This is a genomic window from Spiroplasma endosymbiont of Ammophila pubescens, assembly GCF_964020965.1.
Classification (GTDB): Bacteria; Bacillota_I; Bacilli_A; order Mycoplasmatales; family Mycoplasmataceae; genus Spiroplasma.
Genome location: NZ_OZ026611.1, coordinates 461,307 through 481,504 on the forward strand (window position 1 = coordinate 461,307; position 20,198 = coordinate 481,504).

At 27.0% G+C, this 20,198-nt stretch carries 23 protein-coding genes, 2 pseudogenes and 1 riboswitch; all 25 genes and pseudogenes read left to right on the forward strand.

The features are described from left to right. The first annotated feature begins 16 nt into the window (after nucleotides 1-16). A complete protein-coding gene (locus ABNT63_RS02930) occupies nucleotides 17-2,212 on the forward strand; it encodes an ATP-dependent helicase (protein ID WP_348736342.1) in 2,196 nt (731 codons plus the stop codon). Between the two features lie 125 nt (nucleotides 2,213-2,337). Beyond that, nucleotides 2,338-2,601, forward strand: coding sequence for an HPr family phosphocarrier protein (locus ABNT63_RS02935; protein WP_114564629.1), 264 nt, complete (start codon nucleotides 2,338-2,340; stop codon nucleotides 2,599-2,601). 136 nt (nucleotides 2,602-2,737) lie between these two features. After that, the gene (tsaD, locus tag ABNT63_RS02940; RefSeq protein ID WP_348736343.1) at nucleotides 2,738-3,694 is read left to right on the forward strand and encodes a tRNA (adenosine(37)-N6)-threonylcarbamoyltransferase complex transferase subunit TsaD; all 957 of its coding nucleotides are present in this window, start codon (nucleotides 2,738-2,740) and stop codon (nucleotides 3,692-3,694) included. 5 nt (nucleotides 3,695-3,699) lie between these two features. Beyond that, the gene (locus ABNT63_RS02945) at nucleotides 3,700-4,515 is read left to right on the forward strand and encodes a MurR/RpiR family transcriptional regulator (protein ID WP_348736344.1); all 816 of its coding nucleotides are present in this window, start codon (nucleotides 3,700-3,702) and stop codon (nucleotides 4,513-4,515) included. A 37-nt stretch (nucleotides 4,516-4,552) separates the two neighbouring features. Beyond that, entirely contained in the window at nucleotides 4,553-4,822 is a 270-nt protein-coding gene (locus ABNT63_RS02950) for a hypothetical protein (RefSeq protein WP_348736345.1), read from the forward strand. Continuing rightward, nucleotides 4,816-5,349, forward strand: coding sequence for an SIS domain-containing protein (locus ABNT63_RS02955; protein ID WP_348736346.1), 534 nt, complete (start codon nucleotides 4,816-4,818; stop codon nucleotides 5,347-5,349). The genes ABNT63_RS02950 and ABNT63_RS02955 overlap by 7 nt, the downstream gene beginning before the upstream one ends. 79 nt (nucleotides 5,350-5,428) lie before the next feature. Beyond that, nucleotides 5,429-6,138, forward strand: a pseudogene (gene deoD / locus ABNT63_RS02960) (purine-nucleoside phosphorylase). 20 nt (nucleotides 6,139-6,158) lie between these two features. Beyond that, nucleotides 6,159-7,526, forward strand: a complete 1,368-nt coding sequence (asnS, locus tag ABNT63_RS02965) for an asparagine--tRNA ligase (protein WP_348736347.1) — start codon at nucleotides 6,159-6,161, stop codon at nucleotides 7,524-7,526. Between the two features lie 607 nt (nucleotides 7,527-8,133). Continuing rightward, nucleotides 8,134-8,466 (forward strand): hypothetical protein, encoded by a 333-nt coding sequence (locus ABNT63_RS02970; RefSeq protein WP_348736348.1) that lies wholly within the window; start codon nucleotides 8,134-8,136, stop codon nucleotides 8,464-8,466. A 155-nt stretch (nucleotides 8,467-8,621) separates the two neighbouring features. Next, nucleotides 8,622-8,792, forward strand: coding sequence for a hypothetical protein (locus tag ABNT63_RS02975; protein WP_348736349.1), 171 nt, complete (start codon nucleotides 8,622-8,624; stop codon nucleotides 8,790-8,792). Nucleotides 8,793-8,794: 2 nt separating this feature from the next. Then, the gene (locus ABNT63_RS02980; RefSeq protein WP_348736350.1) at nucleotides 8,795-9,040 is read left to right on the forward strand and encodes a hypothetical protein; all 246 of its coding nucleotides are present in this window, start codon (nucleotides 8,795-8,797) and stop codon (nucleotides 9,038-9,040) included. Between the two features lie 245 nt (nucleotides 9,041-9,285). Then, on the forward strand, nucleotides 9,286-9,867 hold the full coding sequence (locus tag ABNT63_RS02985) for a hypothetical protein (RefSeq protein ID WP_348736351.1): 582 nt from the start codon (nucleotides 9,286-9,288) through the stop codon (nucleotides 9,865-9,867). 65 nt (nucleotides 9,868-9,932) lie between these two features. Continuing rightward, the gene (locus tag ABNT63_RS02990) at nucleotides 9,933-10,136 is read left to right on the forward strand and encodes a hypothetical protein (RefSeq protein WP_348736352.1); all 204 of its coding nucleotides are present in this window, start codon (nucleotides 9,933-9,935) and stop codon (nucleotides 10,134-10,136) included. A gap of 115 nt (nucleotides 10,137-10,251) precedes the next feature. After that, entirely contained in the window at nucleotides 10,252-10,611 is a 360-nt protein-coding gene (gene rpsP, locus ABNT63_RS02995) for a 30S ribosomal protein S16 (protein ID WP_348736353.1), read from the forward strand. A gap of 25 nt (nucleotides 10,612-10,636) precedes the next feature. Then, the gene (locus tag ABNT63_RS03000) at nucleotides 10,637-10,888 is read left to right on the forward strand and encodes a hypothetical protein (protein ID WP_338992078.1); all 252 of its coding nucleotides are present in this window, start codon (nucleotides 10,637-10,639) and stop codon (nucleotides 10,886-10,888) included. Beyond that, entirely contained in the window at nucleotides 10,889-11,380 is a 492-nt protein-coding gene (locus ABNT63_RS03005) for a ribosome maturation factor RimM (RefSeq protein ID WP_348736354.1), read from the forward strand. A 1-nt stretch (nucleotide 11,381) separates the two neighbouring features. Further along, nucleotides 11,382-12,113 (forward strand): tRNA (guanosine(37)-N1)-methyltransferase TrmD, encoded by a 732-nt coding sequence (gene trmD, locus ABNT63_RS03010; RefSeq protein WP_348736355.1) that lies wholly within the window; start codon nucleotides 11,382-11,384, stop codon nucleotides 12,111-12,113. Nucleotides 12,114-12,139: 26 nt separating this feature from the next. After that, nucleotides 12,140-12,496, forward strand: a complete 357-nt coding sequence (gene rplS, locus ABNT63_RS03015) for a 50S ribosomal protein L19 (protein ID WP_348736356.1) — start codon at nucleotides 12,140-12,142, stop codon at nucleotides 12,494-12,496. Nucleotides 12,497-12,562: 66 nt separating this feature from the next. Next, complete coding sequence (locus ABNT63_RS03020) at nucleotides 12,563-13,411, forward strand: ribosome biogenesis GTPase RsgA (protein ID WP_348736357.1); 849 nt, start codon at nucleotides 12,563-12,565, stop codon at nucleotides 13,409-13,411. A 55-nt stretch (nucleotides 13,412-13,466) separates the two neighbouring features. Further along, complete coding sequence (gene ylqF, locus ABNT63_RS03025; protein ID WP_348736358.1) at nucleotides 13,467-14,357, forward strand: ribosome biogenesis GTPase YlqF; 891 nt, start codon at nucleotides 13,467-13,469, stop codon at nucleotides 14,355-14,357. Beyond that, nucleotides 14,350-14,973: a ribonuclease HII gene (locus ABNT63_RS03030; RefSeq protein WP_348736359.1), complete on the forward strand. Its 624-nt coding sequence runs from the start codon at nucleotides 14,350-14,352 to the stop codon at nucleotides 14,971-14,973. The genes ylqF and ABNT63_RS03030 overlap by 8 nt, the downstream gene beginning before the upstream one ends. Nucleotides 14,974-15,051: 78 nt before the next feature. Then, entirely contained in the window at nucleotides 15,052-15,795 is a 744-nt protein-coding gene (locus ABNT63_RS03035) for a DNA-processing protein DprA (RefSeq protein ID WP_348736360.1), read from the forward strand. Nucleotides 15,796-16,056: 261 nt separating this feature from the next. Next, nucleotides 16,057-16,154, forward strand: a riboswitch (purine riboswitch). 105 nt (nucleotides 16,155-16,259) lie between these two features. After that, nucleotides 16,260-16,784, forward strand: a complete 525-nt coding sequence (locus ABNT63_RS03040; RefSeq protein ID WP_348736361.1) for a phosphoribosyltransferase — start codon at nucleotides 16,260-16,262, stop codon at nucleotides 16,782-16,784. Next, a complete protein-coding gene (gene guaA / locus ABNT63_RS03045) occupies nucleotides 16,785-18,323 on the forward strand; it encodes a glutamine-hydrolyzing GMP synthase (RefSeq protein WP_348736363.1) in 1,539 nt (512 codons plus the stop codon). A gap of 260 nt (nucleotides 18,324-18,583) precedes the next feature. Further along, nucleotides 18,584-20,026, forward strand: a pseudogene (locus tag ABNT63_RS03050) (uracil-xanthine permease family protein). Nucleotides 20,027-20,198: the final 172 nt, after the last annotated feature.

A 20,198-nucleotide genomic window follows, 5' to 3' on the forward strand; every position in this document is an offset into this window, starting at 1 on the left:
AGAAAGGCAGAATATCATGGTCAATGAATTTATTGAAAGTTTAAATCCAAATCAACGCGAAGCTGTTTTAACAATTACTGGACCAGTGCGAATTATTGCTGGAGCTGGAAGTGGTAAAACACGCGTTATTACTAACAAAATTGCATATTTAATTAAATATGCTAATTTGCAACCATGATGCATTTGTGCTGTTACATTTACTAATAAAGCTACTAATGAAATGAGAGCCCGTATTGTTGATATGATTGGAAATAGTGGCCAGCGTTGTATGATTGCAACTTATCATGCCCTATATGCTCGTATTTTACGAGAAGATATTATTCATTTAAATTATGATCGTCATTTTAATATTATTGATATGGCAGACCAAGATAGTATCATTCGTAATATTTATAAAACATTACCTGTGAAATATGATGCACAAGAAGCAAAAATGGTGAAGAATTTTATTTCGAAATGAAAAAATGACTTTATTAGCCCTAATAGTGCAAAAGCATCAGCAAATGGTGATGAAATACGATGAGCAGAAGTTTATGACACTTATGAAAAACGTTTACGAGAGATAAATAGCGTTGATTTTAATGATTTAATTTTATTAACATATAAGTTATTTAAAAATAATGGGGAAGTATTAAAAAAATGACAAAATCGTTTTGATTATTTTTTAGTTGATGAATTTCAAGATACCAATGAATTGCAATTTGATATTATTAAATGATTAGTCGGTGATAATCACAATATTACTATTGTTGGGGACCCTGATCAAACAATTTATTCGTGACGGGGAGCAAAAATTAATTTAATTTTAAATTTTGATAAATATTTTCCGCATACACAAACAATTGTTTTAAATGAAAACTATCGGTCAACACAAAGTATTTTATCATTAGCTAATAATTTGATTATTCATAATAAAAATCGGATTGAAAAAGATTTATTTACTATCAAAGCTTCAGGGCAATTACCAATTTTATATCACGGTGCTAATAGTAGTGATGAAAGTGATTTTGTAGCTCGTAAAATTAAAACTTTAATTAAAGAAGAAAATTATGCTTATAATGATATTTTAATTTTATATCGTGCCAATTACTTATCACGTGATTTAGAAACGGCCCTTGCTGATTATGGTCTTTCATATCGTATTTTTGGGGTTTTTAAATTTTATGAACGAAAAGAAATTAAAGATGCACTTGCTTTTTTAAAAATAATTATGAATAATGATTCTTTAGCCATTGAACAAATTTTGTTGTTAACACCAAAAATTGGTCCAAAAGCATTTGAACAAATTATGCAAATATTAAAAGAGCAACAAATAATGTTTACAACATTACTAGAGCAACATTTTGATTTATTGCCATTAAATCTTCAACATAGTTTAAATAAAGTGCGAGAAGCAATTGTCCTAGCATTAGCACAATTACCAACTGCTAAATCAGTTGAAAGTTTATTAGTTCTTCTCTTAGATAAAACAGGTTATTTGCAGCGTTTACGAGATAACTATGAAGAAGAACGAGAAGAAAATATTTTAGAATTAATTGCGTCAGTTGGTAAATTTGATCAGCAAAACAAGGAATTAGCAGGAACAGAATTATTAAGTGAATATTTACAATTAATTTCATTACAAACTGATAGTGATAGTGTTAATTTAACTGATAATACTATTTCTTTAATGACAATTCATAATGCAAAGGGATTAGAAAAAAAGGTTGTTTTTATTGTTGGTTTAAATGAAGGAATCTTTCCAACAACACAAGCTATTAAGATGGGAACTGAACAATTAGAAGAAGAGCGTCGAGCCTTATACGTTGCCATTACAAGAGCAGAAGAATTGTTGTTTATTAGTTATGCTGATGGTTATTCATATATTACAGGTAATGAACGCTTTGAATCACGATTTATTAAAGAGTTAGATAACGATTTTTATGAAAAAGTTAATAGCGAAAGATTGTTTAGTAAGCCAAAGTCAATTACTATTTCTTATAATAATCAAAGTGAAAAACAATCACGAACTGTCTTTAATCTTAATAAAAACATTGAATCAGCTTTTAAAACTAATTCATGAAAAGTAAATGATATGGTTAGTCATGAATTATTTGGAATTGGAGTTGTTGTTAAAATTATTGCGCAAAATGTCCAAATTGTTTTTCCACATCCTTATAATGTCAAGATTATTTCAGCAGATAGTCAAGCAATTAAAAAAGTGGAATCATAAAAGAAAATAACAATACCAAATATTTGAAATTTTTATTTAAAAACATAAAAAATTGTTAAGGGATAATATACTTATTTTTGTTTTTTTGATATAATGAGTTAGTATATTTTAAAGGAGGAAATTTAATGGCATCATTTAAAGCTGTTATCGCTGATCCTGTTGGGATGCATGCACGTCCAGCGGCATTAATTGTAGGAGAAGCAGGAAAATACCAGTCAGATATTACTATTTTCTCAGGAGGAAAAACTGGTAACTTAAAATCAATCATGACTATTATTGCATTAGGAATTCATCAAGGTGCAGAAGTAGAAATTGTTGCAAGTGGTTCTGATGAAGACGCTGCAATTGCAGGGATTGAAAAAGTAATGAAGGATAACAAGGTTATTTAGGGTAATTTTATTAAATATACAAAAATTAAAAAATAATAGATTTATCTATTATTTTTTTGTATATTTTTGTTACTTGTTTCTTTCTTAGTATTTTTTTAAGGAAAAATTATTATATAATAATGAGGAGGTGGATGAAATGGTAATTCTTGCAATTGAGACAAGCTGTGACGAAACTAGTATTGCTATTTTTAAGAATGGAAAAATTTTAGCAAATATTATTTCATCACAAATTAAGGAACATACAAAATACGGTGGAGTTGTGCCAGAACTTGCTTCGCGGTTACATTTAAAAAACTTTTCTTATGTTCTACTTGAAGCTTTGCAAAAAACTAATATTCATATAACAGAATTACAATACATTGCATACACATCAAAACCTGGTTTAATTGGAGCACTACATATTGGGAAAACAATAGCAGAAACATTGTCTAATTATTTAGAAATTCCAATTTTACCTTTAAACCATTTATATGGTCATATCTATGCTAGTGCAATCGATAATGATTTTTTATTTCCTCTTTTAGCAGTGCTAGTTAGTGGTGGCCATACTCAGTTAATATTAATGAAAAAACATTTGAATTTTGAAATTTTAGGCTCAACATTGGATGATGCAATTGGTGAATGTTATGATAAGATTGCTCGAATGCTGGACTTAGGGTATCCGGGCGGACCTGTTATTGATAAGCTTGCAGCGACAGGAACAACAACACAATATCACTTACCACTACCATTAAATGATCAAAGTTATAATTTCTCTTTTAGCGGATTAAAATCAGCTGTAGCTAATTTAATTGCAAAAGAACAACGTAATACTAAAATTAACTTGTCTAATTTTTGTGCGACATTTCAAAAAACATGTGTTGATATTATTATGCGAAAAACAAAATTAGCAATTCAAAATTTTCAGCCGCAAATGGTTACGTTAGTCGGTGGAGTTTCAGCTAATAGCACATTACGAGCAGCAATTTTAAATTTAGCAACACCAAATTTAAAAATAGTTATTCCAAAATTAGAATATTGTACTGATAATGCTGCAATGATTGCTCGCTTAGCAGCACAAGAACTACTGGAAAATAACATAAAAGGAGATTAGATAAAATGGCATCATTTTTATCAAAATTAGAAACATTCGATTCAAAGAATTTTACTAAAAAAGAAAATGAAATTATTAAATATATTAAAGAAAATATGAAGGAAGTAACAACAATGAATATTGAAGTTTTAGCGCAACAAGTAAATACTGATTATAGTGTAATATATGGTTTGTTACGAAAAATACAGATTAATGGTTATTGAGACTTTTTAATTGCGATTGCTGCTGATATTGAAATTAAATCATTAGATTTTGAAAATATGGAGAGTCTAATGAAGAAAACATATTTTGATATTCTTAATCAAAATGATACGATGATTGATAATGAAAAGATGAATCAAACAATTAATGCAATTAAAGGAGTATATCGAATTTTTGTAATTGGGCTGGGTTCAACAAATGCATTGTCACAAACATTAGTGCTAGAATTATATCGTTTTGGTTTTAATGCTTTTAATCTAAATGAAAATGAAGAAGACTTAATGGTTCGTTCTCGGATTATGAATAAAAATGATTTAATTCTAGCTTATTCATTATTTGATGATAATGAAGCAGTTAACAAAGCATTAACAATTGCAAAAGAAAAAGGAGTAACGATTGTAGTAATTTCTGGGAAAGATATGTCAAAAGCAGTTAAATTAGCAAATTGGTCGCATATTATTTCAACCCCAAATCAACAAGTAAATGATCATAAAATTTATGTTAATAAATTATTACCTTGAATTTATTTTACTGATGATTTAATTAATAAAGTCTGGTCATCAGATATTGTTGATAAAGATTTTGTAATGGCTCAACAAGATAATCGTTGAGATTATTAAAATAATGGATAATATTTCAATTCTCTCAAAATTATCAATGATTCAAGGAACTTGCACAAAAAAAGAAATTAAAATTGCAAACTATATTCGTGAAAATATTCATAATATTCGAAACCTTAAAATTGAAGGTTTATCAAAAGCGACTGGAATCGGTTATTCACCAATTTATTCTTTAATTAAAAAGTTAGGCTTTATTGGTTATCGTGATTTTATTATTGCAATAGTTGCAGAACAAGAACGTTTAGAAACCAATAATTTGCATTTAGATGAAACAGAAAGTATTTTTTATATTATCAAGATATGCTAGAGCGTAATCAGCAAACTTTTGATGATGTTAAGTTTTTAAACACAGTTACTTTATTAAAAAAAGCGAAAGGAATTTATTTAGCTGGTTTAGAAATTTCATCTTTAGCAGTAAAAGAACTAACTACCCGTTTATTTAGTTTTGGCTTTACTTGTAGTTTGTTGGTAGAAAATGAAAATAATATTATTACTCGTGCCAGTTTAATCCAACCAGATGATTTATTAATCTGTGTAAGTTTAGAAGGAAAAACAATGTCTGTAATAGCAGCAGCTAAGGAAGCCAAAAATAATGGGGTAAATGTAATTGGTGTTACATCAAAATATAATTCGGATTTATCAAAATATACTGATATTATGCATACTGTTGTTTCTTCAACTTTATATGAAAAAAATGAAATTTTTATTTCTTTTTTATTACCATTAATATATTGAAATGATAATTTAATTAAAGCGCTTTTATCTATTAATAAAGAGCACCAATATTTAGAAAATCGGATTAAAAGTAATAAAATTTTAAAAAAATATTGTTAAAATTAAAGGAACTAATGTTCCTTTTTATTTTTTATAGTACAATATAAATTAAATATAGAAATGTTAAGAGGGAATGAAAATGACGCCACATATCAATGCTAAACAAGAAGAAATTTCTGAAACAGTTTTAATACCCGGAGATCCATTACGAGCAAAGTTTATTGCGGAAACTTTTCTTGAAAATATAAAATTAGTGAATGAAATTCGAAATATGTTTATGTACACCGGAACTTATAAAAATAAAACAATTACAATTGCTGGAAGTGGAATGGGATGTCCTAGCATTGGAATTTATTCATATGAATTATTTAAATTTTATAATGTTGATAATATTATTCGAATTGATTCAGCAGGTAGTTATGATGCTGCACTAAAGATTTATGATATTGTTAACGCAACAGCAGCTTATGGCGAAAATAATTATGCTAGAATTGTAGCAGGAATAGAAAATGATGTTTTAAATTCTTCACAACATCTTTTTGCAACAATTGAAGAAATTGCTAAAGCAAAACAAATTAAAACTTTTCCTGGAATTGTTCATTCATCTGATGTTTTTTATCGTAAAAATGATGATGATTGAAAAAAAATAAAGCCAAGTATAAAACAGTATGTGTTGAAATGGAAGCATTTGCTTTGTTTGCAAATGCCTTAGCATTAAAGAAAAATACAGCAACATTATTAACAATTTCTTATTCCTTTATTACTGGTGCTGTGACAACAGCAGCTGAGCGGCAAAATAATTTTTACCAAATGGTAGAATTAGCATTAGAAAGTGCAATTAAATTATAAAAGAAAAAAGGAGAAAAAATATGACAACAGTTTTAGAGCTATACCAAGATCAAGTTAAAGATCAAAGTGAAGTTACAATTTTTGGGTGAGTTCGTTCTAATCGCAGTAGTGGTAAATTAGGTTTTTTAGTTATGAATGATGGAACAGTTTTTAATAATGTGCAAATTGTTTATAAAGCGGAGCAACTTGCTAATTTTTTAGCAATTAGTAGTTTACGAATTTCATCAGCAATTAAAGTAGTTGGAAAGTTTTGTGTAACACCATCTGCCAAACAACCATTTGAAATTCAAACATCCGTAATTGAAATTCTTGACGAGGCAAGTGAAGATTATCCATTACAAAAAAAAGAGCATTCTTATGAATATTTACGTGAAATTGCTCATTTACGTGCAAAAACAAACACTTTTAATGCGGTGTTCCGAATTCGTAGTAGTAGTTCTTTTGCAATTCATGAATTTTTTAATAAAAACAATTTTATTTATGTTCATACACCAATTATTACCGGAAATGATGCTGAAGGTGCTGGCGAATCATTTATTGTAACAACAAGAACTGATAATAATTATAATGAAGATTTTTTTGGGAAAAAAGCTAGTTTAACTGTTTCAGGTCAACTTCATGCTGAAGGATTTGCACAAGCTTTTCGAAATGTTTATACTTTTGGTCCAACATTTCGTGCTGAAAATTCTAATACAACAAGACATGCTGCTGAATTTTGAATGATTGAGCCTGAAATTGCTTTTATTGACCTGGAAGAAAATATGACATTAATTGAAAAAATGATTAAGCATATTATTATTTATTTATTTATTAACAACCATTATGAACTTGACTTTTTAAATAGTAATGTTGATGATAAATTATTGGAAAGATTAAAAAGTGTTTTAAATGATGAATTTGTTTATTTATCATATACAAAAGCAATTGAAATTTTACAGAAAGCTGTTACAAAAGGTCAAAAATTTGAAAATCCAGATATTTTTTGAGGAATGGATTTACAAACTGAGCATGAAAGATATTTGTGTGAAATAGAAACAAAAAAACCAACCTTTTTATTTAATTATCCGAAAGAAATTAAAGCATTTTATATGAAAATTAATGATGACAATAAAACAGTTGCTGCGTGTGATTTACTAGTACCAGGAATTGGAGAATTAGTTGGCGGTAGTGTTCGTGAAAATGATTATGATAAAATTGTTAGTCGTTGTAATGAACTAAAAATTCCAACGACAGATTTACAATGATATATTGATTTACGAAAATATGGTTATTATAAAAGTGCAGGTTTTGGCTTAGGGTTTGAACGTTTTATCATGTATGTGACAGGAATGACAAATATTCGTGATGTGATTCCCTTTCCACGTACGCCGCGAAACTTATTATTTTAATTTGATGCATATAAAAATTTTATTTAATTATAAATTTTTTTTGTTATAATTTTAGCATTGCATAGATAGGGGGACATAAAATATTTAACTTAGTTACTTATGATAATATGAAAGGAATATATATAAATTAACGAAGTTATTAAACAATTACGAATTCATAAAGGATTAACTCAACGTTAATTATCCAAAATATCAGGGTTACAACAATCGACTATTTGTCGAATTGAAAAAGATTGTTCAAAAACAAGTTGAAATAAAATTTTAAAATTACTTGTTGCACTAAAATTAGATGTTAAAAAATTTATTGACAAATTATATACATACAATGAATACAAATTATATGAATTTTTATCATTAATTATTGATAACCCCAAAATTCGTAAAGAGCTTGATCAAAATCCACGATTATTAGCATTAAAAGTATTACGAATTTTTACTAATTAAGAAAAAAGTTAGATAATTTTGTCTTACCATGCAGTTGAATTAACTATGAAAATAAAATAAAGACCTAATAGGTCTTTTGTGTTTTAATAAATGGTTTAATAAAAAAATGATATAATAATGCTATATATTAATTATTAATTATAGCAATGTGAGGAATAAAAAATTGATTTGAGATTATTATTTTATCTTTGATGGTAACTGTAAAAAACAAAATTTACGATGTATTTGTAAAACAGCTACTGATGCAGAACGAGCGTTAGAAGATTGTTATTTAGATAACAAATATAATGCAGATATTATTAAAGCAATTTCATTTTGTTTAATATTTACATTTGATAGTACAACTGATAATTACGAACTAAACAAGCAAGGAACAGAAGACTTTATTAAAAAGTTACCAATTTGTCAACAATGTAATCGTGTTAAAAGCAAATTAGCTCGTTATCAACTTTGTTCAGAATGTGAAAGTGAATTAGTTGGTTTGGAAACTTTTTAATGTGATTTATGTAAAAAACATCGTCTTGTTTGAGATGATTTTAATCGCGAATTATTTGGAAAATTATTAGTAAATAATAAAGAATATATAATTTGTTTTAAATGTGCTGCACAAAATTTTCAAAAGGATACAAAAACAGAAGGGATGAAAAGATAGTGAATACAATTAAAAATTTATATATTGTTTTTTACACTGATAATGCTGATACTCCTAACCAAGGGAAAGTTGTTAAAGTTTTTACTGATAGTGAACTAGCAAGAAAATATTTGTTAACAAAAGTTAATTTAAATGGAAAAAAATTACAAAGGATAATAAATGAATTTTAAAAGTGTATTGTTATGTTGGATCTAATGATTCTTATAAATATTCAAAATGAGAAACAACTCAATTTAAAAATATGGTTGTTAATTGTATCCATTGTCATCAATATTTTTTACGAGAAAATAATGCCAATATGTGTGATGAGTGTTTAGGACAAGTGAGACAGTGCTTAAAAGAATGTGAAGTTTGTCATAATTTTTTTAATCCAGTTGGGATTAAATTTGTTTCAAATGGTGATGTTTTTCCTCTTTAGCTTGCCAAGAATGTTCACAAATATTATTACAAAATTTAAATGTTAAATAGTGGTCGTATAAAGAAAATTGGGGTTTTTTATAAAAACAAGAAAAAAATGTCTTTATTTTATTGAACTAAATAATATTTAAAAACAAAAACCCCAATCTTTTACATGCGACCTAAATAGTTCTTTTAAGAAATAAAATTTTAGCAAAAAGATACCATCAAAATATTAAAATAATATTAATTATTAGGAGGTTTTTTATGTTAAAGTGAAATACTAAAATTTTATTTTATGTACGATTAAGTGTTTTATTTTTAATTTTATTTTTTTTAATTGCTGATTTAGTGTTAGCAATAATTAGTCCACAACCTCAATTTCGTGATTTAGGATATGCAGAACGAGTATCAAATTATTATTCGTTTTTTACAACGCAAACTAATTATATTGTTGCTGTTTATTTTTTCATTTATTTATTTGAAAACAAGTTTAAAATTCAAAGTCCTAGTTATTTAATTAAATTAGCTGTGACAACATATATTACAATTACAATGGTAGTTTTTTGACTTGGAATTTTTACAAGTACACAAGATGCTAATCAATACAATGTATATGCTTGAATATCGACAATTGTTTTGCACTTAGTAATTCCAATTAGTATGATTATTAGTTATATTTTAACAACCGGAACTTTTGAATATAATTTAAAACAACATTATAAATTAGCATTATGATTAATTTTAATTTATCCAGTTTGTTATTTTATTGTAATTTTAATTCGAGGAACATTGCGTCATTTAGATAAGAGACCACCTGATACTTGATATCCTTATTTTTTTTCTTAATGTTTATCAAGAATGGGGATGATTAATTTTAACTTTTTCTTTTATTTGTATTTTAACCTTATTCATTGGTTTACAATATTTATATATTTTTTTTAAATAATAAGTTACATTCTAAATATCAAGGCGAAACATTAAACAAACGTGTAAATGAAAAAATATTTGGAATTAGTGGAAAAGGGATGACATTACATAAAAAAGATGTTTTTATCCCACAATCAATGTTAAATGTTTTTAAAAATGATTTTTCTGAAGAAGGAAAATATGATTAGCAAAAAATAAAGTGTTAAGTTAAAAAACTTGACTCTTTTTTAATTTCAGGTATTATATAAAGGATGTTAAGTTTTATAGTTTAACATGAACGCAGAATTAGAAAGGAAATTATTAATGGTAAAATTACGTTTAAAAAGAATAGGTAAAAAGAAAGCAGCATTCTACCGAATTGTTGCAACAGATGCTCGTGTCAAACGTGATGGAGAATATATTGAGTTAATTGGAACATATAATCCTATTAATGGTGATGTGAAAATTAATCATGATCTTGCTTACAAATGATTATTAACAGGAGCACAACCAACTGATACTGTTCGTAATTTGTTAAGTAAAGAAGGTTTAATGACTAAATTGCATAATGAAAAATATGCTGCTAAAACAACAAAGAGTACAAAAGAAAAGACAGCAACAGATAAAAAAGCAAAGGTAACAAAGAATCCGAAAGCAAAGACAACAACAGATGCCAAAAAATAGTTGTAATTAAGTGTGGTGTTAATTAATGTATATTACTGAACTTAAAAATTTAATTAATCCGTTAATTTGTCAGAATGATAATGAATTATATTATGAAATTCGCCAAATGCCATCGACAAACGTAGGAGAAATTAATTTATTAGTAATGTGTAATGAAGAAGTGTTAGGATATGTTGTTGGTAAAGCAGGAATAATTGCTAATAGCTTAAGAACTTTATTAAATATTAGAGCACATGTTGATCAAAATAAAGTTAATATTAAGTTTGAGGTTTTATAGATGGAAACTTTGTTAAAAATTTTTAAACTTAAAAAGCCCCATGCAATTAAAGGTGAACTTAAAGCAACTTTATTAATAAACATTAAAAATATAAATAAATTGCTTAATAAATTAATGTTTATTCAAGTTCAAATGATGTATACGCCAGTAACATTAATTAAAATTACTTCTACTAAGCAAGATTATATTTTAAAGTTTAAAGAGTTTACTAATATTAATGAGGTAATAGCTTTTAAAGAATGCTATTTATTTGCTCAAAAAGCAGATTTGAATTATACAGAAGTTATTAATCAGGAAAATTTAATTAATTTTACAGTCTTTCATAATCAAAAAAAAATTGGGATTTTAGTAAATCAATTTGAAACTAAGGCACATCTTGTTTTTGAAATTAAAACAACAGATGGTACATTAATGATGATTCCAAATGTTGATGCATATGTTGAACAAGTTGATCTGCAACAACAAGAAATTATTTTAAAAAAGGTGATTTAAAATGAAAAAGTTTACAGTGTTAACTTTATTTCCAGAAATGTTCAATAATTTTATGACAACATCAATTATTAAAAAAGCACTTTATGAAAAATTAATTGCAATTAAAATTGTTGATATTCGTGATTATAGCATTGGCAAACATCATCAAGTTGATGATTACCAATATGGTGGTGGTGAAGGAATGGTTTTAATGATTGAACCATTAGTAGCAGCGATTAAAGCTTACCAAACAAAAGATAGTATAACAATTTTGTTAACACCACAAGGTAAGCAATATGTGCAAGAACAAGTGCAACAATTTGCAGCAAATGATAATGATTTAATTTTAGTTTGTGGGCATTATGAAGGCTTTGATGAAAGAATTTTATATTATATTGATTATGAATTATCAATTGGTGATTATATTTTAACTGGCGGTGAATTAGCTAGTATGGTTGTAATTGATAGTGTTACTCGTTTATGCGAAAATGTAATTAATACACAATCACATCTCAATGATTCTTTTTCTAACAATCTATTAGATTATCCTGTTTATACAAAACCAGTTGAATATGATGGCCATTATGTTCCTGAAGTTTTATTAAGTGGTCATCATCAGAAAATTGCCCAATGACGAGAATATGAAGCATTAAAAAAAACTTGATTAAAACGTCCCGACCTTTTAGAAAAAAAAATTTTAACCACAGAACAACAAATATTATTAGAAAAAATTAAAAACGAAAAAAAGGTTTAACGACCGTAGAAAGGAAAAAAACAGTTATGAAGATGAATTTAACAGAAGAAATTACAAAAGATCAACTTCGTAGTGATTTGCCACAATTTTCTTCAGGAGATACAATTAAAGTACATTATAAAATCCAGGAAGGAAATAAGTTTAGAATTCAAGCTTTTGAAGGAGTAGTAATTAAGTTACAAGGTAGCGGAATTGCAGAATCAGTTACAATTCGTAAAATTAGTAATGGAGCTGGCGTTGAAAGAAAATTCCCTTTACATTCGCCATTAATTGATAAGATTGAAATTGTAAAATATGGACGAGTTCGTCGTGCTAGAATTTATTACATGCGTAATCGAACTGGTAAAGCTGCTCGAATTAAAGAGATTATTAAAACAAAATAACCCTAAAAGACTGATAAAGTCTTTTTAATTTGTATTAAAATAATAACACAAGGAGGAAACACAATTATGTGTGATAAGAAATTTTCAATTCCCAAAGAATTTATTAAAAATAATAAGAGGGTTTATAAACTTGCTGAAGCAGCTGATGTTATTATTGAAGTAGTTGATGCAAGAATTGCACATTCTGGTGCTAATCTTTTAAATTATGCGAAATTAAATGATGTGAAAAGAATAATTTTATTTTCAAACACACAAAAAGCTGATGTTGAGCAAACAAAAAAATGAATGGAATATTATCATAGCCAAGAAATTTATTGTCAAATGTTATTATGTCATGAAGAGCAAACTAGTAAAGAATATCAGCGGTGTTTAGCCAATTTTAAGAAACTTTTAAAAAAGTATGCTAATAAGAAAATATTAATTATTAGTTTACCAGATAGTAATAAAGAACTTTTATTAGAAAAAATATTTGATAATAATGAAACATTTGAAAAAGGAAGAGGAATATTTTTTACCCGTGAAAAAATTTATCGTTATAATAATGTTGAATTTATTGACACAGTACCAATTACAGGGATTAATTTTTCTCAACCAGATGTTTATTGAAATACACAAATTTTAGGACTTTTTAAAATAGAGGATAATACAGAAATAGTAGCAATTAAAGCATTCCAATTGTTATTAACAAAATATCAAAAAAAATTAGAAACAGCATATAGTGTTCGAATTCAACCAAAATCATCAGTAAAACAAATTGTTAAAGAATTTATTAAATTAATGACAACAAATTTATCTTTACCTGATAGTGAAACAACCGATAATTTACTTCTATGTGCTAAATTTTTAGAAGATATTAAAAAAGGGAAGAAAATTCCCGCAATTTCATTGGAATGAGTTGAAGATTATGTTAAATAATTTTTATTTAAAATGATAAAAATTATTAAAAAAAGATTAAAAGGAGAAAAATAAAATGACAACAAATATTCATTGGTTTCCTGGCCATATGGCAAAGGCAATTAAACAAATTGATGAGCAAAGTAAATTAATTGATTTAGTAATTGAAATTGTTGATAGTCGAATTCCGTTTTCCTCTTCAAATCCATTGGTTGATAACTTACGTGGTTTAAAACCAAAGTTAATTATTTTAAATAAAAAAGATTTAGCGGACCCAGTTGCCATCAAGGCATGACTTGAATATTACCAATCTCAACAGATTGCTGTTTTACCATTGGATAGTAAGCATGGCAATATTACAAAATTAATTATTGAAAAAATTTATTTTGTTTTAGCTGGTAAAATTGAACGTGATCAAAATAGAGGAATTAAATCACCAAAACTAAAAGTAATGGTAATTGGTATTCCTAATGTTGGAAAATCTACTTTTATTAATGCTTTAATAAAACGAAATTCAACTCGAGTTGGTAATAAACCAGGTGTAACAAAAGGCCAACAATGATTAAAATTAAATCATCAAATTGATTTAGTTGATACTCCGGGAATTTTATGGTCTAAAATTAATGACCCACAAGTAGCAATGAATTTAGCTTTTACACGGTCAATCAAAGAAGATATTTTACCAAAAGAAGAAATTTGCTTAGCTGCAATAAAATGAATGCATAAATATTATTTTTCTTTGTTAGCGAAGCAATATCATCTTTTACCAAGTGATAATTTTGATGTAACAGATGAACAAAAACTTTTTGAATTATTATTAGTAATGCAACAAAATCGTTTTCATAAAGTTGATGAAGATAATGTTAATAATATTGTTACTGATTTTTTAAATAATTTATGAAATAATAAGTTTGGTTTAATGTCTTTTGAGTTTCCACCTGGAAGAGGAACAATTAATTATGAATAAATTTGAACAAGAGATTTTAATGTCATATCCTAATACAACAATTATGGCAGGAACTGATGAAGCTGGCCGCGGATGTTTAGCAGGTCCTTTAGTTGTTAGCGCTGTTATTTTACCGCTAAATTATGTTAACGATGAAATTAAGGATAGTAAAAAATTAACACTAAAGCAACGAAATAAATTAGCAGATGAAATTATGTCTATTGCAATTAGTTATACGATTGAGATTATTTCTGTTGCAATGGTTGAAACTTTGAATCCCAAGCAAGCAAGTATTATTGGTATGCAACAAGCAATTGATAATTTAATGGTTAAACCAGATATAATTTTAACTGATGCAGAAAAGTTAGGACCATCTTATCATCACCAAGCAATTATTAAAGGGGATAGTCTTTCACAATCAATTGCGGCAGCTTCAATTTTAGTAAAAGTAACAAGAGATAATTTAATGCTCAAATTTGATCAAGATTATCCACAATATGATTTTAAAAATAATAAAGGGTATGGAACCCAAAAACATTTATTAGCATTACAAGAATTTGGAATTACATCATTGCATCGGAAAACTTATCGCCCTGTTCGTGAAGCTATGTTAAAAAATAATGTTAATTATAAATAAAAATAACAAAAGTAAAACTGTTAATGTTATATTTCTTATATTAAGAAAATTATAATTATTAAATAGAAAGGAATTAATATGCGTCAAGTTTTACTTTTTTTTTTTTTTTTTGCTTTAAAATATAATGGGGACTGACTTAAAATTTATCAAGCCTTAGAAACAAAAAAAATTGCTTATGAAGATTTAATTAATATTGAAACTAAAATAACATGTCGTTATGTTACGATTATTAATCGTGAATATCCAAAATCATTATGCAATATTTATCGACCTCCCTTTGTTTTATTTTATGTTGGTGACTTGGCTGTTTTAAATGGTCAAAAACATAAATTAGCAATTTGTGGAACAACAGCACCAAATAAAAGAGGACTAATGACAACTAAGATGTTAACAAAGAAAATATTAAAGCAAAAAATAACTTTAATTGTTACTTCAGAACCAGGCATTAATGAATGTGTGGTTAAAAATCTTAGTAATGGAAGTAGTATTTTAATTCTTAAAAATTTAAATGATTATGAACAAATGACAAAACAATATCCTAATACAAAATTTCAAATCATTATTGCTGAAGCATACCAAAATAATGTTAATAAAAGTCAGTATGAACTTTATCGGATTATGTCAGGATTGATGAATGGTGTTATCATTGTTCAATCAAGTTTAGATGATGAAACACATCGAATTATGTCATTGGCTAAACATGATGAGAAAGAAGTTTTTTGTTTTCCAGATCAAATTACTGTTGCTAATAAAAACAATGGTTTTATTAAAGACGGAGCGCAATTAGTAGAAAATGTTGATGACATTTGTGGGAAATTATAATTTTGTAAAGGAACATAGATTAATTTATGTAATCATGTTAACGAATAAAAAAAAATAAAAAATAAGAATTCATTTTTAACAAAAATGTATAATGTATATACCATATACATTTTTTATTTATGCAAATTATTTTAAACTCTTTTCACATAAAAATAATTCTATGAGATGGTGATTAAAATTTATAATTATTTAATTAAATTACCTAATTAAAGTTTTATAAATTATCTTGCATTAATTTTAAGAATAAGTTATAGTTAACGTGTGATAAAAAGATAAAATGCTGATATATGTTAGTATTATGGATTAATGTTTCTACATCTTACCGTCATTAAGATACTATAGGGCATAATTTTTTTGTTTTATTTTCGTAAATTTAACAAAAATAATTTGCATAACCTATTTCGCACATTAGCAATGATAGTTTATGCTTTTATTTTTTTATTTTGTAAAGGAGAATAACAATTGTGCAAATAGACAAATTAGAATTATATCTACCAGAGGATAAAATTCAAAATAAAATTAAGGATTATGCGGAAAAATTAAATAAATTATACGAAGGTAAAACATTATATTGTATTGGTTTACTAAATGGAGCATTATTTTTTATGAGTGATTTGTTAAAACAACTTAAAATTCAAATTGTGATTGATACAATGAGTATTTCAAGTTACATTGGAACTCAGTCAACAAATAAACTTACTATTCATAAGGATATTTCAAAAGATATTACTGGACAAGATGTTTTATTAATTGAAGATTTGATTGATACTGGTAAAACGTTATCGGCTGTCATTGAACAAATTCAAGCAAAAAAAACAAATAGTTTACGAGTAGTTTGCTTAGCAGATAAAATTGCTATGCATCCAAATTTTAATTATCCCTATGATGCACTATTTATTGTTCCAAATGAGTTTATTGTTGGTTATGGTTTTGATTATAATGACCAATTTCGACAATTACCAAATGTATACATATGGAGAGGTGAATAAATGAAAATAACAAATAAAATTATTATTTTAGATTTTGGGTCACAATACACTCAATTAATTGCCCGTCGGATCCGTGACTTAGAAGTATATTGTGAAGTATGACCATATAATACAGCATTAGAAAAAATTAAAACAACACCAATGAAAGGAATTATTTTATCAGGTGGGCCTGCCTCTGTTTATACAGAAGATGCATTTTTAATTGATAAACAATTGTTTGAATTAAAAGTTCCTGTTTTAGGAATTTGTTATGGAATGCAATTAATAAGTCATTTACATGGAGGGACAGTACAACGAGCAACAAAACAAGAATTTGGTTTTTCAGAATTAATTATTGATAATCAAGAAGATTTATTTACGAACATCCCTGTTAAATCACAAGTGTGAATGAGTCATGCTGATCATATTGAAGGCATTCCAACAAATTTTATTCAAATTGCTCATAGTGAAAATTCAATTAGTGCAATTAAACATTCAGAAAAGAAAATTTATGGTTTACAATTTCACCCAGAAGTAACCCACACTTTAATTGGCCAACAATTATTAAACAATTTTGTTTTTAACATTTGTGGTTGTGAGCCAAAATGAAAAATTACAGAGTTTATTTCAGCAGCAACAACTGAGATTAAGAATAAAGTTGGAACTGATAATGTTGTTTTAGCATTATCAGGTGGTGTTGATTCTAGTGTTTGTGCAGTTTTATTACATAAAGCAATTGGAAAACAATTAACATGTATTTTTGTTGACACCGGATTATTACGCCAAGATAGTGGATGAAATGATTTACAAAAATTTCAAGAAAAATTTAAATTAAATATTATTAAAATTAATGCGCAAGAAAGATTTTTAACTGCTTTAAAGGGAGTTACTAATCCAGAAGAAAAGCGAAAAATTATTGGGAATTTATTTATTGAAATTTTTAATGAAGAAGCAATAAAAATTCAAAATGTTAGATGATTAGGACAAGGAACAATTTATCCAGATGTGATTGAATCTGTCTCAGTGAAGGGACCATCTGCCACAATTAAATCGCATCATAATGTTGGGGGATTACCAAAGGATTTACCATTTCAATTAATTGAACCATTACGTGAATTATTTAAAGATGAAGTTCGCCGAACTGGTGAAGTATTGGGCATTGATTTTAAATTTGTGTATAAGCATCCGTTCCCAGGACCAGGTTTAGCAGTCCGAATTATTGGTGAAATTACCGCAGAAAAAGTAGCTTTATTACAAGCAGCTGATCAAATTTTTATTGATGAATTATATCAGGCAAATTTATATGATCAAGTTGCACAAGCATTTGTTGTTTTATTACCTGTTCAGTCAGTTGGTGTAATGGGCGATGTACCAACATATGGATATACTGCTGTTGTGCGCAGTGTTGATACAACTGATTTTATGACAGCAAATTGAAGTCGGCTGCCATTTGAATTATTGGAAAAAGTATCAGCTCGAATTGTAAGTGAAGTTCATGGAATTAATCGAATTACTTATGATATTACATCAAAACCACCAGGAACAATTGAATGGGAATAAAAAAATATTAATAATTCTTTACATTAATATTAAAAAATGTTATCATTATTTGCAGGAATGTTGAGGTACAAAATGCAAATTGGTTTGATGAAAGAATTTGAAGTTTTTTTTTTTTTTTACAAAAAAAGAAGATTCTTTTTGATATCTTTAATATTCTACAAAATAAAACAATAATTAATGTTAATAATGCAATTTACTAGTTAGTAATAATTTACAAACTAGTTTTTTTATGCAATTTTAAAAAAGAAGGAGAAAAAATAATGGAAAAAGAACAAACTACTTTAATTGAAAATAATATTAAATTATTATTAGGTCCGCATGATAACCCAAAAAGCTTTTTGCAATGGTCAATTTTAGCATTACAGCATGTTTTTGCTATGTTTTGTTCAACGGTGTTAGTACCATTAATTATTAATCAAACAGCTGGAGTTGAAGTTATGAACATTGCAATGGCCTTGTTTTGTTCAGGGGTTGGAATATTAATTTATATTGCAATTACCGCTGCAAAAGTACCAATGTATTTGGAAAGTTCGTTTGCATATATGGGAGCAATGGGAGTGTGTTATCCTTTATATGGCAATGCGGTTTTTATTGCCGTAATGATGGTTGGTGTTATTTATATCACTTTTGGAGTATTAGTATATTTTATTGGTAATAAATTTTTAGAACGAATTTTACCAGCAGTAATTGTTGGACCATTAATTATTATTATTATTATTGGAATGTCTGTTGCCCCAAGTGCAATTAATAATGCTGGTTTTAATCCAACTGCTTGAAAGCAACCTTATTCACATTGGATTGGGATTGGAATTGCTATTTTTACCTTTTTAGTAACAGCAATTATCGCTTTGAAATGTAAAGGATTTACTAAGGTAGTTCCAGTCATTATTGGTGTTGTCACAGGATATTTATTATGTGTAATTCTTCATTTCGCAATTGGAACAGAATATCAAATTTTAGATACATCAAAAATTACTGACCCAAGTCAATGACAATGATATCCATCGTTTAAAAAAATTTGAGATTTAAAAGCAAGTAATATTGGGCCAGCTATTTTAGCAATTAGTCCCTTGGCAATTATTGCGATTGCTGAACATATTGGTGATCATATTAGTATGGGGTAAATGACAGGAAAAAATTTTGTTAAAGACCCTGGAATGCATCGGACATTAGTTGCTGATGGAGTTTTAATTATTTTTGATGGTTTAGTTGGTGGACCAGCAAATACAACATATGGTGAAAATGCTTCAGTAGTTGGGATGACACGAATTGCTTCGGTATGAGTAACAGGATTGGCTGTCCTGTTTGCAATTGGATTATCATTTATTGCTCAAGTGAATCAATTAGTACAAATGTTGCCAGTACCAGTAATGGGCGGGATTAGTATGATTATGTTTGGTTTGATTGCTACAAACGGAATTCGAGTGTTAATTAATAATCAAATTGATTATACAAATATGAAAAATGTTTTTGTAACAGCAATTATGTTAGTGTTAGGCTTAGGAGGGGCGGTTTTTAATTTTAATTTAGGGACTGGTAATTTACAATTTACAGGTGTTGCACTAGTAGCATTTACTGGAATTTTCTTAAATTTATTGTTACCAGATCATCAAAATAATGGTTTTCAATGATGAAAAAAATTAAAGTTATTTATTAAAACACAAAAAGAACAAAAAAGAGTAAAAAAAAGAGAAAAAAAATAAGAAAAAGTAAGTACTTATAAATGAGAATAAAATAAGAATAAATTTTACTCTCATTTTTCATTAGGAAACTTTATTTTGATGTTTTTATTAATTTTAGTTGCAAATAATAAACTTTTATAGAATAATTATTAAAGAATAATTTGGTTGTTAATTTTGATATTTAAGGAAGTGA